Genomic DNA, 15,356 nt, shown 5'->3' with positions numbered 1-15,356 from the left:
CGGTGGCGCTCAGGGTCATCCGAGGAGCTGGAGGATCGTGCGGGTGCCGTAGAAGGCGCCGGTCTCGGTGGCGGCGGTCACCGCGAGGACTTCGGCCGCTCTCCAGCGTCCCCTCATCGGACAACCCCCATTCGTCGGATGTCTGATCCTTGAACCGGGCCCTGGGGCTGTCAATGAGGGTCGGAGGGCGTCGAGTTGACGGATTGGTCGGAGGACAGGCAGGTCAGCGGGGCACCGGCCGCGGGTGCCGCCGCGAAAAGTCCAACAACACCCTCGCGAATATCCAAGCCCGGGACCCTCTCGACGCCGGGCCCGGGGAGGGGCAGAGTTCTCCTGAATACTCGCGAGTAAGCAGGAGGAGCGCCCGTGACCAGCTGGGTCGGCCGGACCGCCGCCGAGATCGCCGCCGCCGTACGCGAGAAGCAGGCCACACCCCGGGAGGTGGTGGCCGAGCATCTGGCCAGGATCGAGCGGCTGGACGGGCGGGTGGGCGCCTTCCGGGTGGTCCGCGCGGAGGCGGCGCTCGCCGAGGCCGACGAGGTGGCCGCCCAGCCCGACCTCGCCGAACTGCCCCTGGCCGGGGTGCCGGTGGCCGTCAAGGACAACCTCGCGGTGCGCGGCGAGTCGCTGCGGGTGGGGTCGGCGGCGACACCGGACACCCCGGCCGGCGAGGACCATGTCACCGTGACCCGGCTGCGCGCCGCCGGCGCGGTGGTGGTGGGTCTGACGAACGTGCCGGAGCTGTGCGTCTTCGGCACCACCGAGGGCGTGCACGGCACGGCCCGCAACCCCTGGGACACCACCCGCACGGCGGGCGGTTCGTCGGGCGGCAGCGCGGCCGCGGTCGCCGCGGGCCTGGTGCCGCTCGCCCTCGGCAACGACGGCATGGGGTCCCTGCGCATCCCGGCGGCCAACTGCGGTCTGGTCACCATCAAGCCCGGCACCGGAGTGGTCCCGGCGGGGATCGGCGACGGCGACTGGTTCGGGATGTCGGAGAACGGCCCGCTCGCCACGACCGTCGAGGACGCCCGGCTGATGCTGTCGGTCCTCGCCGGCCATGAGTCGCCGGCCCCCGAGGCGGCATCTCCCGAGACGCCGGACACGTACCGGATCGCGGTGTCGCTGCGCAGCCCGATCGCCGGGGTCGCGATCAGCAAGCCGTACGCGAGTGCCGCCCGGGAGGCGGCGGCGCTGCTGATGAAGGCCGGCCATCAGGTGCGCCGGGCCGATCCGCCGTACCCGATGTCGCTGGGCGTCACCGCGCTGACGCACTGGACGGCGGGCACGTCCGTGGACGCCCAGGGTCTCGACGCCGGGCTCCTCACCCGCCGGACGCGGGTGCACGCGGCCGTGGGCCGGCGCTTCGTCGGCCGGGCCCGCACCGGCGGGGACCGGGAGCGGCTGCGCACCCGGCTGGAGCCGTTCTTCGCCGAGTACGACGTCCTGCTCACCCCGGCCCTGGCCCGCCGGTCCCCGCGGTCCGTGCCGTGGCACGAGCGGGGCTGGCTGCGCAATGTGCTGGCCAACACGAACTACTCGCCGCTGACCCCGCCGTGGAACCTCACGGGCTGGCCGGCGATGGCCGTGCCGTTCGGCACCCTGCCGTCCGGAGCGCCCACCGCGGTGCAGCTGGTGGGGCGCCCCGGCTCCGAGGCGGCACTGCTGGCGCTCGCGGAGCAGGTGGAGCGGCTGCACCCCTGGCGCAGGACGGCCCCGCTGGACTGAACGGGCTCACACCTCCCGAGCGAACGGCCCGTCGTCGCCGAAGGCCAGCTTCGCGAAGCGCTCGCCGATCCGGCGGTGGGTCGTCGCGTCGGGGTGCAGATCGTCGGGCAGGGGCAGCTCGGCGAAGTCGGCCTCGCCGTACAGCTCACGGCCGTCGAGGTAGTGCAGGTGCGGGTCGTCGGCGGCCCGCTCCCGCACGATCCGGGACAGCTCGTCCCGGATGACGTTCAGCGTCAGCTTGCCGGACGCGCGTTCCGCCGGGTCGCCCATCGCCACGAACCGCAGCCGGCCCTCGCGCAGCCCCTCGACGTCCGGGGCGCAGGGCCCGGGCGTGTCCTCGTGGATCGGGCACAGGATGGGCGAGACGACCAGCAGCGGTGTCGTCGGGTGCCCTTCGCGCACGGTGTCTAGGAAGCCGTGCACGGCGGGCCCGAAGGCACGCGAGCGCATCAGGTCGAGGTTGACCAGGTTGATGCCGATCTTGAGGCTGATGAAGTCGGCCGGGGTGTCGCGCAGGGCGCGGGCGGTGAACGGGTCGAGCAGGGCGCTCCCGGCCAGCCCCAGGTTGACCAGCTCCACGTCGCCGAGGGCGGCGGCGGTGGCGGGCCAGATCCCGGTGGGGCTCGCGGCGTCGGAGCCGTGGCTGATGGAACTGCCGTGGTGCAGCCACACCTTGCGGCCGGGGTCGCGCGCGGGCTCGACGGGGGCGTCGGTGCGCAGGGCGATCAGTTCGGTGGTCTCGTTGTGCGGGAGCCAGATCTCGACGTCCTTGTCGCCCTCGGGCAGCGGTTCGAAGCGCACGGTGCCGGCCGGTCCCGGCCGGTGCTCGTCGGTGCCCGTGGTCATGTCGACCACCACGACGTTGCCGCCGTCGACACTGCCCTGGGCGGCCAGCCGGCCGTCGACGAGCAGGTCGTACACACCGGCGGGACGCTCGGGCACACCGACGTAGCTGCGCCGGGTGCGCAGGGCGTCGAGTTCGACCCGGGTGGCCCGGGTACGGAAGACGAGCCGTACGCCGGACGGATGCGACTCGGCCATGGCCAGCTGCCCGTCGGTGTTCTGCGCCCGGGCCCGGGCGGGCAGCCGGTGCGGCAGCAGCCCCTGCTCGGTCCGCTCGGTGTCGAGGGCGCCGCGCAGCAGGTCCGCGGTGACGGTGGTGGTGATCCAGTCGTGCTCGGTGGTCATGTCCTCAGCCTGTCGATCAGGAGGTGGGCTCGGTGGGCCAGTTGCGCAGCAAGGAGTCCAGGGCGTCCAGGATCCGGTTCCAGGTCTCCTCGGAGTCGGGCGCGCTGTGCCGGAAGCCGCCCGCCGACTCCAGGCTGGAGTACCCGTGGAAGACGCTTCCGAGCAGCCGGACGGCGTGTGTCGCGTCCGGTTCGGTCAGGTCGTAGCCGCGCAGGATGGCCCGGGTCATCTGGGCGTGCCGGGGGCCGGCGCTCGCGGCGGCCGTCTCGGGGTCCAGCGGCATCCGGGCGGCGGCGGCCCGGCCGGGGTGCTCGCGCTCGTAGTCGCGGTAGACGTTGGCGAAGGCGACCAGGGCGTCCTTGCCGGCGCGTCCGGCGACGGCGTCGGCGGCCCGGTCGGCCATCTCCTCCAGCGCGAACAGGGCGATCCTCGTCCGCAGGTCCTGGGTGTTCCGCACATGCGAGTACAGGCTCGCCACCTTGACGCCGAAGCGCCGTGCCAGTTCCGACGCGGTGACCTGGTCGAAGCCGATCTCGTCGGCCAGCTCGGCGCCGGCGCGGACCAGCCGGTCCGGGGTGAGTCCTACGCGTGCCACAACGATCCCTCCGCTTGCCTTAATCGAGTATGCATCTGCCTAAATCTTTTAGGCAAATGGATGCGCGATGAAGGAAACGGAAGGAGTGGTGAATCGGCGCCGGACATGCCGGAGCCGCGGCCGGTCGTCGGCCGCGGCTCTCCGCGTTCGGTGGGTGGTCCCGCCCCGTCAGTCGACGCTGGGCAGGATGTGGGGTTCGGCGAGGTCGTCCTCGTAGCCCGCCAGCCGGATGGGGGCGGACCGGGCCCACACGTCCAGGCTGCCGATCTCCTTGGTCCCGCGGCCCGCGCGCTCCGCACGTTCCTTCGGGCGCTGTTCGCCGTTCGTCTTCTCAGGTGTCACCGCGCACTCCTTCTGTGTCGGATCACCCTCGGGGGCGGGCCGGACTGACTGCCATCCGGTTCCTGACACCCCTTCGGGTCCAGCTCAACGTCGACTCGGACGCGGTGGCGTCGGTAACTGGTGTGCAAGCAGGCCGTTGTGCACCGGCTTGTCCCGGGACGGACCATGGGTGTGGGTTGGGACCCTGTGGCGCTGTCCGTCCGCTCCAGATTAACCAAATGAGCGCATGCCTGCTCGATGGGGCTGCAAACAACGTGTAAATCTCCGGAGTCGACCGGTAGTCACCCGCCCGGCATCCTCTGTTTCGCTGCCGTACACGGCATTTGCCCGTCACCCGTTCGGCGCAACGCGGCCCCGATCCGGGGCCGCTCGCACCTCGAGCCCGGGGAGGACCCGCCCGGATCAGGCCAACCCGCCCCGAATCACCGCGATTCGATGCGGGGCCGGGATCACCACTTGCCGGGCGCGTAGTCCTTGAGGAAGACGCCGTACACGTCCTCGCCCGCCTCGCCGCGCACGATCGGGTCGTAGACCCGGGCCGCGCCGTCGACCAGGTCGAGCGGGGCGTGGAAGCCGGCCTCGGCGAGCCGCAGCTTGTCGTAGTGCGGGCGCTCGTCGGTGATCCAGCCGGTGTCGACGGAGGTCATGAGGATGCCGTCGGCCTCGAACATCTCGTGCGCGCTGGTGCGGGTCACCATGTTCATCGCGGCCTTGGCGGCGTTGGTGTTGGGGTGCCCTGCGCCCTTGTAGCCACGCCCGAAGACGCCCTCCATCGCGGAGACATTCACCACGTACGCCCGTCCGCTCGACGCCTTCCGCGCCGCCTCGGCCATGCTCGGCCGCAGCGCGCTGATCAGGATGAACGGCGAGGTGTAGTTGCAGAGCTGGGTCTCCAGCAGCTCGACCGGGGAGATCTGGTCGATCGTCTGCACCCAGGTGTTGGAGTCCACGACGTCGGGGACCAGACCGCCGGCGTCGATGGCGGTGCCGTCCAGGTGCCGGGCGACGCTGGCGTTGCCCGCGACCAGGGCGAGGTCGGCGACCTTCTGGGCGTCCAGGCCGCTCACGCCGACCGGCAGCGCGGTGAGACCGTCGACCGCGCCCGAATTGAAGGCGCCGATCACATGGTGGGCGGGCAGCTCGCCGGCGGGCAGCGGGGCGCTCTCGCCCTCGACCAGCGCGGCGTACGCGGAGGGCAGCCGGCGCACGGTCTGGGTGGCGTTGTTCACGAGGATGTCGAGCGGGCCCGCCTCGGCGACCTGCTCGGCGAGGGCCACGGCCTGCGCCGGGTCGCGCAGGTCGATGCCGACGACCTCCAGGCGGTGGATCCAGTCCGCGGAGTCGTCCATCGCCTTGAAGCGGCGGATGGCGTCCTTCGGGAAGCGCGTGGTGATCGTGGTGTGGGCGCCGTCCCGCAGCAGCCGCAGCGCGATGTACATGCCGATCTTGGCGCGGCCGCCGGTGAGCAGGGCGCGCTTGCCGGTGAGGTCGGCCCGCGCGTCCCGCTTCGAGCGGTTCAGCCGGGCGCAGTCCTGGCAGAGCTGGTGGTAGAAGTAGTCGACCTCGACGTACCGGGTCTTGCAGGTGTAGCAGGAGCGCGGGCGCTGGAGTATCCCCGCGATCCGGCCCTCCTCGGTGCGGGAGGACGGCAGCAGGCCCTCGGTCTCGTCGTCGATGCGCTGGGCCGAGCCGGTCGCGGTGGCCTCGGTGACCGCCTTGTCGTGCGCGGTCTTCGCCGCCCGGCGCTCCTGACGGCGGCGCTGCTTGACCGTGCGGTAGAGGCCCGCGGTGGCCCGGCGCACGGCGATCGCGTCGGGGTGGTCGACCTCCAGCTTGTCGAGCTCCTCGAGCACGCCGAGGCAGACCGCCAGCCGCTCCGGGTCGATGCCGGGGCCGTAGACGACGTCGCCGCCGGGCTCCTCCCCGGCCCCGGTCCTGATCGCCGTCGAGCCGTCCTCTGTCACCGTCATCGCCGCTGCCGTTCCCTGATCACCCGCGGCGCTCCGGTCGCGCTCGCTTTCGAACGCGGAATTGTACGGAGCGCCGGGCCCCTCCTCCAAAATTCCGGCCCCTCGACCGGAATCCGGCGAAGCGGGCGGGGTGCGAACGATCAGGGATCGCAGGCGGCGATCAGCCCGGCGACCTCGTCGGACACGGCCCGGGCGAGCACGTCGAGGTCCGGTACGGCCTGCGCGTCGGCGACCAGACCGAAGTGCACACCGCCCCGGTACGTCGAGATCGCGACGGCCAGGGACTGGCCGCGGGCCAGCGGGGCGAAGGGGTAGACCTCGGTGACGGCGTGGCCGCCGAGCTTCAGCGGGATGCCGGGCAGCGGGACGCTGGTGACGAGGATGTCGAACCAGAGCCGGGCGGCCTGGGCGACCAGCGGCCCGCCGAAGCGGTGCCCGAGCGCCGGCACATGGTCGGCGAGCAGGGCGACGGCGCCCGCGCCCCGGTGGGGGCCTGCGTCCTTGTTGCGGTCCATCGCGGTACGGACCGTGGCGAGGCGGCGCAGTGGGTCCGGCTCGTCCACGGGGAGCGGCATCAGATAGCCGGAGAGCCGGTTGCCCTGCGGGTGCGCGGTGCGCGGGCGGCGCCGGGAGACCGGGATGAGGGCGCGGGGCGCGACGCCCTCGCTGCCGTCGCCGCGCTCGTCGAGCCAGCGGCGCAGCGCTCCGGCGACGACGGCGATGAGGACGTCGTTGACGGTGCCGCCGACCGCCTTGCGGACGAGGTGCACATCGTCGATGTCGAGGACCACCCCGGCGGTACGGCGGGTGCCGCTCGGCTCGGCGGTGAACGCGGCCGAGGAGCGGGTGGCGAGGCTGGACACGGCGACGGACGCCCCGATGTCCAGGGCCCGGCCCACGTCGGACACGGCGCCGCGCACCAGGTCGGGCAGCCTGCGCACATCGGGCACCCGGCTGCGCGCGGGCTCCTCGGGGCGGGGCCGGCGTGCGGGCAGATCCATCGGGTCGAGGACGGCGGCGGCGAGCGTCAGCGCCCGCAGCCCGTCGGCGAGGGCGTGGTGGAACTTGAACAGCACGGCGAACGACACCCCGTCCTCGCCGGGCAGCACATGCGCCTCCCAGGGGGGCCGGCCGCGCTCCAGGGGGCGCTCCATCAGCCGTCCGGCCGCCGCCTGGAAGTCGGCGGTCGGGGCGTGCAGCCGGACGTGGTCGAGCGGGTCGAAGTCGGGTGCGGGCTCGCGGGTGGCGCCGCCGAAGGAGAACGGCGCCCGCAGCAGCCCGCTCGGCCGCCAGGCGTCACGGATGCGCATGCGCAGCCCCGGCACGGCGGCGGCCCGAGCGGCGAGCAGGTCGGCCGCGTGGGCGCCCGCGGTCGGCGTGTGCGCCGCGAACACACCGAGCGCCCCCAGGTGCATCGGATGTTCGGCGGACTCGATGTTCCAGAACGCCAGGTCGAGAGGTGCGAGCAGGTCGGAAGTCAATGGCTTGCCTCGCGTCGGCGAAGGGTGGATCTGAAGTCAATCGCTGACTGACGATTACAGTCAAGTACGATCAGGCTACGCACAGTTAACAGCAGATTAAGTCCCGCCTCTCAGGAAGGTGGCGGACAGCACGGAACAGCAGCGGACTCATGGTGCATATGACGTCACTCCACCACAGGGAGCGGCACCGGGCATCCCGTGCGCGTCACCCGGGAGGCGTCATGAGGCGGCCGTCGCGGCCGTCGGCCAGGGTCTTTCGTTTGGATCAGGCCGGATCAGGGAGCGGGGTCCGGCGCCGTGCATCGCAAGGCGGAGGAGGGCGCCATGGCGGAGCCATGGCAACCGACGACAACGCGGCGAGGTGCGGCGCCAGACCCCGCGAGCCCGGCATGATCCAAACGAGAGGCCCTAGGACACCCGCTGGCCCTTGCCGAGCGCGATCACACCGCCCTGCGAGACCGTGTACAGCTCCACGTCCCGGTCCGGGTTGACCCCGATCGTGGCGCCGGGCGGGACGTCGACGTTCTTGTCGAGGACCGCGCCGCGCACCACCGCGCCCCGCCCGATGTGCACGTTGTCGTGCAGCACCGACCCCTGCACGACCGCCCCCGGGTCGACCACCACCCCCGGCGACAGCACCGACCGGGTGACCTGGCCCCGGATGAGGCAGCCCGCGCTGATGATGGACTCGCCGGCGATGCCGCCCGCGTTGAACCGGGCCGGCGACAGCTGGCCCGAGTGGGTGTAGATGGGCCAGCTGCGGTTGTAGAGGTTGAACGCGGGGCGCTCCGCGATCAGGTCCATGTGCGCGTCGTAGTACGCGTCCAGGGTGCCGACGTCCCGCCAGTAGCCGCGGTCGCGGCTGGTCTCGCCCGGGACGTGGTTGGCGCTGAAGTCGTACAGCTGGGCCTCGCCGCGCTCGGTGAGCTGCGGCAGGATCGAGCCGCCCATGTCGTGCACGGAGTGCTCGTCCTCGGCGTCCCGCTGGAGCGCCTCGATGAGGGCCTTCGTGGTGAAGACGTAGTTGCCCATCGAGGCGAAGACCTGCTCGGGGTCGTCCGCGAGGCCCGGCGGGTCGGCCGGCTTCTCCAGGAAGCGGCGCACGGTCTGCCCGTCCGGCCCGGCGCTGATCACCCCGAAGGACGAGGACTGCGCGCGCGGCACCCGGATGCCCGCCACGGTGACGCCCGCGCCGCTCTCCACGTGCTGGGCCAGCATCTGGCGGGGGTCCATGCGGTACACGTGGTCGGCGCCGAAGACGGCGACGTACTCGGGGCGTTCGTCGTGGATCAGGTTCAGCGACTGCAGGATCGCGTCGGCGCTGCCCAGGTACCAGCGCGGGCCGAGCCGCTGCTGCGCGGGGACCGGCGTGACGTAGTTGCCGAGCAGGCTCGACATCCGCCAGGTCGTGGTGATGTGCCGGTCCAGCGAGTGCGACTTGTACTGCGTGAGGACGCAGATGCGCAGGATGCCGGCGTTGACGAGGTTGGACAGGACGAAGTCGACGAGCCGGTAGGTGCCGCCGAAGGTGACCGCCGGTTTCGCGCGGTCCGCGGTCAGGGGCATCAGGCGTTTGCCCTCCCCGCCTGCCAGAACGATGCCGAGTACCGAAGGTCCACCACCACGCATGGCCGCTCCCCTCACCCCTGGTTGATCCCAGCCTGCCCGGAGCCGCGCGCGCTAAGCCTGTTTCAGGATCTCCCCGTACAGCCGGACCGTGCGGCGGGCCACGGCGTCCCAGCCGAACTCCCCCACCGCGCGCTCCCGCCCGGCCTCGCCCATCCGCCGGGCCGCCTCCGGGTCCCCCGCCACGGCGTCCAGGGCCCGTGCGAGCCCCGACTCGAAGTCGTCGTCCAGCGGGACGAGAAGGCCCGTCACCCCGTCCTCGACGACCTCCGGTATGCCGCCGACCCGCGAGGCCACGACCGGCGTCCCGCAGGCCATCGCCTCCAGGTTGACGATGCCCAGCGGCTCGTACACCGAGGGGCAGACGAACACGGTCGCGTGCGTGAGGAGTTGGATGACCTCCGGACGCGGCAGCATCTGCGGGATCCAGTGCACGCCCGCCCGCACCCGGCTCAGCTCCTCGTACAGATCGCGGAACTCCCGGTCGATCTCCGGGGTGTCGGGGGCGCCCGCGCACAGCACGACCTGGACGGCCGGGTCGATGTGCCGGACCGCGCGCAGCAGTTGCGGCACGCCCTTCTGGCGGGTGATACGGCCGACGAACAGCACGTACGGGCGGTCGGCGTCGAGTCCGAAACGGGCCAGGGCGTCGGTGCGCGGGTCGGGCCGGTACAGGGCGGTGTCGATGCCGTTGTGCACGACGTGGACGCGGTCCGGGTCGAGCGCCGGATAGCAGCCGAGGATGTCCTCGCGCATGGCGCCGGAGACGGCGATCACCGCGTCGGCGGACTCGACGGCGGTACGCTCGGCCCAGCTGGACAGGGCGTAGCCGCCGCCCAGTTGCTCGGCCTTCCAGGGCCGCAGCGGCTCCAGGGAGTGCGCGGTCAGCACGTGCGGGATGCCGTACTGCAGCTTGCCGAGGTGACCGGCGAGGTTGGCGTACCAGGTGTGGGAGTGGATGAGTTCACGGCCGTCGAGGGCGGCGGCCATCGCCAGGTCCACGGAGAAGGTGCGCAGCGCGTCGTTGGCGGTGTCGAGCACCGGCCAGGGGCGGTGCCGGCGGACGCCGACCGTGCGGCCCTCGCCCCAGCAGTGCACCTCGAGGTCGACGAGCTCCCGCAACTCACGGGCCAGGAACTCGACATGGACGCCCGCGCCGCCGTACACGTCCGGCGGGTACTCCCGGGTCAGCAGTCCCACTCGCACCCGGAACCCCCTGTCTCAGCGGCTGGTCGTCCCCATGGTCACCCAGATGGGGCGTGCGGGGAAGAGCGCGGGGGCCGGGTGAGGCAGCAGTCGCCGCACAGGCCGCCGCCGGGCACCCGGTAGTAGAGGCAGCAGCTGTGGCGCCGGAAGGAGATCCCGGTGAGGGTGCCGGTGCCGGCGAGGAGGGGGTGTTCGAGGAGCCGGGCGGTCAGGTCGCGGGTCCGGGCGGCGGCGTCGGGGCGGCCGTGGGCGCGGGCCCAGCCGTCGAGCTGCCGGGCGGCGCCCGCGAGAGCCGACCCCGCGTTCCCCCACAGCAGCCCCCGGGCCACCCGGTGCCGCCGGCCCAGCGCGTCCGCCAGGGGCTCCAGATGCCCGTGCAGGACGACGGCGGCGACCGTGTCCGGGTCGGCGGGCCGGGCGCGCACCTCGCCGAGCCACAGGTCGTCGGGGGCGCCCGCCCCGGGGTCCCAGTGCAGCGTCTCGGGGTCGAGGTCGGGGACGGCCCCGTACAGCGCGGCGCAGCCCAGAGCGACCGACCACAGGCGGGCGGCCAGGCCCTGCTGCGCGACGGACGCGGCGACCCGTTCCTCCGGGATGCGCAGGGCGTTCGCGACATGCCGGATCCGCAGGTCCAGGGCGTCGCCGTCGGCGTACGCGCGGGCCAGGGCGGTCCCGGTGCGGGGCGCGGTGGCACGGGTGCGCAGCACGGAGAAACCGCCGAGCGGGCGGAGCGCGGCGAGGCCGGGGTCGAGGTCCACGAGGAGCAGTAGTACCAAGCCCGCCCGGGGTCCCCGGCTCCGGGTGTCTCCGGGTGTCCCTCACACGGACACCCGACCCGAGGATGACTCCGGCCCTCTCGTACTCCATCAGCAGTACGACACAGTGGGTGCTCTGGGACGACGACGGGAAGAGCCGCGCACGGCATCGTGTTGGTCATGATGGCCGACCGTTCGCCGTGCCGGGGTCACGGCCCCCGCCCTCCGCAGAGGAGCTGCCCATGAGCGCCCTCGCGTTGTCCGTGCTGCTCTCCCTGGTCTCGGCCGTCGCCTACGCGGGCGGCGCGATCGTGCAGGAGCGGGTCGCGGTCTCCTCCCCGGGTGAGCAGTTCGCGCCGATGCGCCGGCCGGGCTGGTGGGCCGCGGTCGGGCTGAACGGTCTCGGCGGTCTGCTGCACGTGGTGGCGCTGGCGTTCGGTCCGCTGAGCCTGGTGCAGCCCCTGGGCGCCCTGACGATCGTGTTCGCGCTGCCGATGGCGGCGCTCTTCGTGGGCCGCAGGGCCGGTGCGACGGCCTGGCGGGGCGCCGTGATGGCGACCGTGGGCCTCGCGGGCCTGCTGTCCCTGGTCACCGCCTCCCCCGCGCAGTCGCTGGCGACGGCCGAGCGGGTGGCCGTGGCCCTGGTGACCGGCGGGCTCGTGGTGGCGCTGATGATCGCGGGCCGGGCCGCGCACCGGCACCCGGCGGTGCGCAGCACCCTGCTCGCGACCGGGTCCGGCATCGCGTTCGGCATGTCCTCGGTGTTCACCAAGGTCGTCGCCGTCGACTGGGACGGCGGGGTGTCCTTCGGCGACGTTCCCGCGCTGGCGACCATCGGCGTCTTCGCCACGGCCGGACTGCTGCTGTCGCAGGCCGCCTACCGGGGCGCGGGCCTGGCGGCGCCGCTGGCCACGCTGACCGTGGTGAACCCGGTGGTGGCGGCCGCCGTCGGCCTCACCCTGTTCGGCGAGGCCTTCCGGTACGGCACGACGGGGACCGTGCTCGCGCTCGGCTGCGGTGTGGTCGCCGCGGGCGGCCTGATCCTGCTGACCACCGAACGCCTGACGCACACGCCCGCCGCGGTCCCCTCGCCGGCGCGCGAAGAGGTCGTCGTCCCCGAGGTGCTCGAGGACCTGCTCGTCCCGGCCGAGGCGGCCCGGGCGTCGTACGGCGACGCCGGCGCGCCGCCGGTCTGCCTCTACGGCCTCGTCCACGGCCCCTACGACCCGCCGCCCGGCCTGGAGCGGCAGCGGGTCCGGGTCACATCCTGACGCCGCCCGCGCGCAGATAGGCGACCGGGTCGACGTCCGAGCCCCAGCCGGGCCCCGTGCGCACCTCGAAGTGCAGATGGGGGCCCGTGCTGTTGCCGGTGGACCCCGAGCGCCCGATGCGCTGGCCCGCGGTGACGGACTGCCCGTCCTTGACGGAGATCGCGGAGAGATGGGCGTACTGGGTGTAGCGGCCGTCGCCGTGCCGGATCACCACCTGGTAGCCGAACGAGCCCTCCCAGCCGGCGCTCACCACCGTCCCGGCGCCGACGGACCGCACGGAGGTGCCGGTCGGGACGGGGAAGTCGACGCCCGTGTGGTAGCCCTTCGACCAGGACGAGCCCGCCTTGCGGTAGGGCGTGCCGGTGCTCGCGCCGACGGGGGCGACCATCGAGCCGCCGGTGACGCGTTCCTTGCGGTCGGTGGAGGCCTTGTCCCGGGTGGTGGAGGACTTCTCCCGGTCGGTGGCGGGCTTCTCGCGCTTCTCCCGCTTGTCGCGCGACGGTTCGGCGGCGGGCCCGCGGGCCGGGGCCTTCGGCTTCGGGGCCGCCTTGCCGCGCAGCGCGAGGCGCTGGCCGGGCAGGATCAGGTCGGGGTCCGCGCCGACGGTCTGGCGGTTCGCGGCGTACAGGCCGCGCCAGCCGCCCCGCACCTTCCGCTCCTCCGCGATCCGGGACAGCGTGTCCCCCGGCACCACCGTGTACATCTCCGCCCTGCCCGCGCGGGACTGGGGCGTGGTCTGCGGCTGGACGTCCCGGACGGACGTCCTCTCGGCGGTGGCGGCCGGGCGGACGTCCGGGCTCTCCCCGCCCCGGGTCAGCCCCGCGCGGCCGGAGCACTCCGGCCAGGCGCCGGGCCCCTGTCCGTCGAGCACCTTCTCGGCCACGGCTATCTGCTGGTCCCTGGTGGCCAGATCGGCGCGGGCCGCGTACCGGGTGCCGCCGTACGCCTCCCAGGTGGACTGGGCGAACTGGAGGCCGCCGAAGTAGCCGTTGCCGGTGTTGACGTGCCATCGGCCGGTGGACTCGCAGGCGGCGACCTTGTTCCAGGTGTCCAGGTCGGCGGCCTGGGCGACGCCGGTGCCGATGAGCGGGAGGGCGATCCCCGCGCCGCCCGCGGTGACGGAGAGCGAGGCGCGGTTGATCCTGTTCGGCTGGTACCGGCGGTGCCGGCCGCGTACGGCCATGGAGGAGCCCCCCTCGACGTGCGTCAGGAGGGGCAAAAGTAAGCGCCGCGAACAGGCCATGACAAGACGGCAAATCAGCCGCCTGTTCACGCCAAGTGGCGCGGAAGGGGCGCTCTTTGGGGAACAGGCGGTATGGCTGAGTGCGCCGGGGCGTTCCGTGCGTATGTGCCTGCGACATCGCGCCACCCGGATGTGCGGTCGCCGTACCGGCACGTCAGGATGGACGAGGGGCAATACTGGCGGGCGTGAGTGGCACCGCTGCCATATCGAGATCACTAGGAGCCAACGGCATGAGCACTTCGGCGCAGATCGGCGTCACGGGTCTCGCGGTCATGGGCCGCAACCTCGCCCGCAACTTCGCCCGCAACGGCTACACGGTCGCGGTGCACAACCGTACGCCGGCGCGTACCCGGGCTCTGGTGGACGAGTTCGGCGGCGAGGGCGACTTCATCGCGGCCGAGACCGCCAAGGAGTTCGTGGCGGCGCTGGAGCGCCCGCGGCGGCTCGTCATCATGGTGAAGGCCGGTGAGCCGACCGACGCCGTGATCCAGGAGTTCGCGCCGCTGCTCGAGCCCGGCGACATGATCATCGACGGCGGCAACGCGCACTTCGCGGACACCCGCCGCCGCGAGCGCGACCTGCGCGAGCAGGGCATCCACTTCGTCGGCATGGGCGTCTCCGGCGGTGAGGAGGGCGCTCTCAACGGGCCCAGCATCATGCCGGGCGGCCCGAAGGAGTCGTACGACTCGCTGGGCCCGATGCTGGAGAAGATCTCCGCGAAGGCGAAGGACGGAGCGCCCTGTGTGACGCACGTCGGCCCCGACGGCGCCGGGCACTTCGTGAAGATGGTGCACAACGGCATCGAGTACGCCGACATGCAGCTCATCGGTGAGGCGTACCAGTTGCTGCGGGACGTCGCCGGGTACGAGCCCGCGCAGATCGCGGAGATCTTCCGCACCTGGAACCAGGGCCGCCTGGACTCCTACCTGATCGAGATCACCGCCGAGGTGCTGTCCCACGTGGACGCGGCGACCGGCAAGCCGTTCGTGGACGTCGTCGTCGACCAGGCCGAGCAGAAGGGCACGGGCCGCTGGACCGTGCAGATCGCCCTCGACCTCGGCGTGCCGGTGTCGGGCATCGCCGAGGCCGTCTTCGCCCGGTCGCTGTCCGGGCACGCGGCGCTGCGCGAGGCGTCGCGCGGACTGGCCGGACCGAAGGCCGCCCCGCTGGGCGAGTCGGAGGCCGCCGCGTTCGCCGACCGGGTCGAGCAGGCGCTGTACGCCTCGAAGATCGTGTCGTACACGCAGGGCTTCCACGAGATCGACGCGGCCCGCGACGAGTACGACTGGGACATCGACCTGGGCGCCGTCTCGGCGATCTGGCGCGGCGGCTGCATCATCCGCGCCGCGTTCCTGGACCGTATCCGGGCCGCCTACGACACCCGCCCGGACCTGCCGAGCCTGCTGTCGGACGAGACGTTCGCGCAGGAGATCGCCGACGCGCAGGACGACTGGCGCGAGGTCCTGATCGCCGCGACCCGCCAGGGCGTGCCCACGCCGGGCTTCGCGGCGGCCCTCGCCTACTACGACGCGCTGCGCGCGGAGCGGCTGCCGGCCGCCCTCACCCAGGGGCAGCGGGACTTCTTCGGCGCCCACACCTACCGCCGCGTCGACCGGGACGGCTCCTTCCACACGCTGTGGGGCGGGGACCGCTCGGAGGTGCCGGCCTAGGTCGTGTCCGCAAAGTCGCGTCGTCCGCCCGTAGGGCGGGCCGAGCGGCGTCCGGTGCGTGCTCTCGGCGCGCCGGACGGGCTTCCGCGTACTGGTTGTACGCGGGTGGCCGGCCGGTGCGGCGAGAGTGCGTGCCGGGCGTCGAACGGCAGGCGGGACTTTGCGGACACGACCTAGCCGCGACCGATTCCGTCGCGTCGTCCGCCCCGCCCCCGGTCTCGGCCCGGGGGCGGGGCGGACGGCTGTCCGGGTGAGGCCGACTGCCCCAAGTGGCGTTCCCGGGT

Annotated in this window: 13 protein-coding genes; 3 read left to right on the top strand and 10 right to left on the bottom strand. The window is 73.2% G+C overall.

Features of this window, described 5'->3' with window-relative positions:
- Positions 1 to 15 precede the first annotated feature (15 nt).
- Positions 16 to 117, bottom strand: a complete 102-nt coding sequence (locus KBY32_RS35205; protein ID WP_247688874.1) for a glycoside hydrolase family 20 zincin-like fold domain-containing protein — start codon at positions 115 to 117, stop codon at positions 16 to 18.
- Positions 118 to 366: 249 nt separating this feature from the next.
- On the opposite strand from KBY32_RS35205, the gene KBY32_RS01900 reads away from it, so the two are divergent.
- The gene (locus KBY32_RS01900; protein ID WP_210978565.1) at positions 367 to 1,725 is read left to right on the top strand and encodes an amidase; all 1,359 of its coding nucleotides are present in this window, start codon (positions 367 to 369) and stop codon (positions 1,723 to 1,725) included.
- A 6-nt stretch (positions 1,726 to 1,731) separates the two neighbouring features.
- Here KBY32_RS01900 and KBY32_RS01895 read toward each other — a convergent pair whose 3' ends face one another.
- The 8 genes from KBY32_RS01895 to KBY32_RS01860 all read right to left on the bottom strand — a co-directional run bounded on the left by KBY32_RS01895 (position 1,732) and on the right by KBY32_RS01860 (position 10,909).
- Positions 1,732 to 2,913 (bottom strand): GDSL-type esterase/lipase family protein, encoded by a 1,182-nt coding sequence (locus KBY32_RS01895; protein WP_210978564.1) that lies wholly within the window; start codon positions 2,911 to 2,913, stop codon positions 1,732 to 1,734.
- A 16-nt stretch (positions 2,914 to 2,929) separates the two neighbouring features.
- Positions 2,930 to 3,508, bottom strand: coding sequence for a TetR/AcrR family transcriptional regulator (locus KBY32_RS01890; protein ID WP_055619014.1), 579 nt, complete (start codon positions 3,506 to 3,508; stop codon positions 2,930 to 2,932).
- A 168-nt stretch (positions 3,509 to 3,676) separates the two neighbouring features.
- Positions 3,677 to 3,850, bottom strand: a complete 174-nt coding sequence (locus KBY32_RS01885) for a hypothetical protein (protein ID WP_181890361.1) — start codon at positions 3,848 to 3,850, stop codon at positions 3,677 to 3,679.
- A 449-nt stretch (positions 3,851 to 4,299) separates the two neighbouring features.
- Positions 4,300 to 5,820: an SDR family NAD(P)-dependent oxidoreductase gene (locus KBY32_RS01880; protein WP_210978563.1), complete on the bottom strand. Its 1,521-nt coding sequence runs from the start codon at positions 5,818 to 5,820 to the stop codon at positions 4,300 to 4,302.
- A 140-nt stretch (positions 5,821 to 5,960) separates the two neighbouring features.
- The gene (locus KBY32_RS01875; protein ID WP_210978562.1) at positions 5,961 to 7,301 is read right to left on the bottom strand and encodes a wax ester/triacylglycerol synthase family O-acyltransferase; all 1,341 of its coding nucleotides are present in this window, start codon (positions 7,299 to 7,301) and stop codon (positions 5,961 to 5,963) included.
- Positions 7,302 to 7,709: 408 nt separating this feature from the next.
- On the bottom strand, positions 7,710 to 8,930 hold the full coding sequence (glgC, locus tag KBY32_RS01870; protein ID WP_055619017.1) for a glucose-1-phosphate adenylyltransferase: 1,221 nt from the start codon (positions 8,928 to 8,930) through the stop codon (positions 7,710 to 7,712).
- 51 nt (positions 8,931 to 8,981) lie between these two features.
- The gene (gene glgA, locus KBY32_RS01865) at positions 8,982 to 10,133 is read right to left on the bottom strand and encodes a glycogen synthase (protein WP_055619018.1); all 1,152 of its coding nucleotides are present in this window, start codon (positions 10,131 to 10,133) and stop codon (positions 8,982 to 8,984) included.
- Positions 10,134 to 10,171: 38 nt separating this feature from the next.
- A complete protein-coding gene (locus tag KBY32_RS01860; protein ID WP_247688873.1) occupies positions 10,172 to 10,909 on the bottom strand; it encodes a (2Fe-2S)-binding protein in 738 nt (245 codons plus the stop codon).
- 221 nt (positions 10,910 to 11,130) lie between these two features.
- Here KBY32_RS01860 and KBY32_RS01855 point away from each other — a divergent pair, with 221 nt between their 5' ends.
- Entirely contained in the window at positions 11,131 to 12,159 is a 1,029-nt protein-coding gene (locus tag KBY32_RS01855; protein ID WP_210978561.1) for a DMT family transporter, read from the top strand.
- Here KBY32_RS01855 and KBY32_RS01850 read toward each other — a convergent pair.
- A complete protein-coding gene (locus KBY32_RS01850) occupies positions 12,149 to 13,342 on the bottom strand; it encodes a peptidoglycan DD-metalloendopeptidase family protein (RefSeq protein ID WP_210978560.1) in 1,194 nt (397 codons plus the stop codon). The two genes, KBY32_RS01855 and KBY32_RS01850, sit on opposite strands and share 11 nt — an antisense overlap.
- 290 nt (positions 13,343 to 13,632) lie before the next feature.
- Between KBY32_RS01850 and gndA the strand changes: the two genes are divergently transcribed.
- On the top strand, positions 13,633 to 15,072 hold the full coding sequence (gndA, locus tag KBY32_RS01845) for an NADP-dependent phosphogluconate dehydrogenase (RefSeq protein WP_210978559.1): 1,440 nt from the start codon (positions 13,633 to 13,635) through the stop codon (positions 15,070 to 15,072).
- The last annotated feature ends 284 nt before the right edge of the window (positions 15,073 to 15,356 follow it).

The sequence above is a fragment of the Streptomyces sp. RK62 genome (assembly GCF_018070255.1).
Taxonomy (GTDB): Bacteria; Actinomycetota; Actinomycetes; order Streptomycetales; family Streptomycetaceae; genus Streptomyces; species Streptomyces nigra.
Note: the sequence above shows the minus strand (reverse complement) of the source record. Positions and strands in the feature narration are given on the sequence as shown.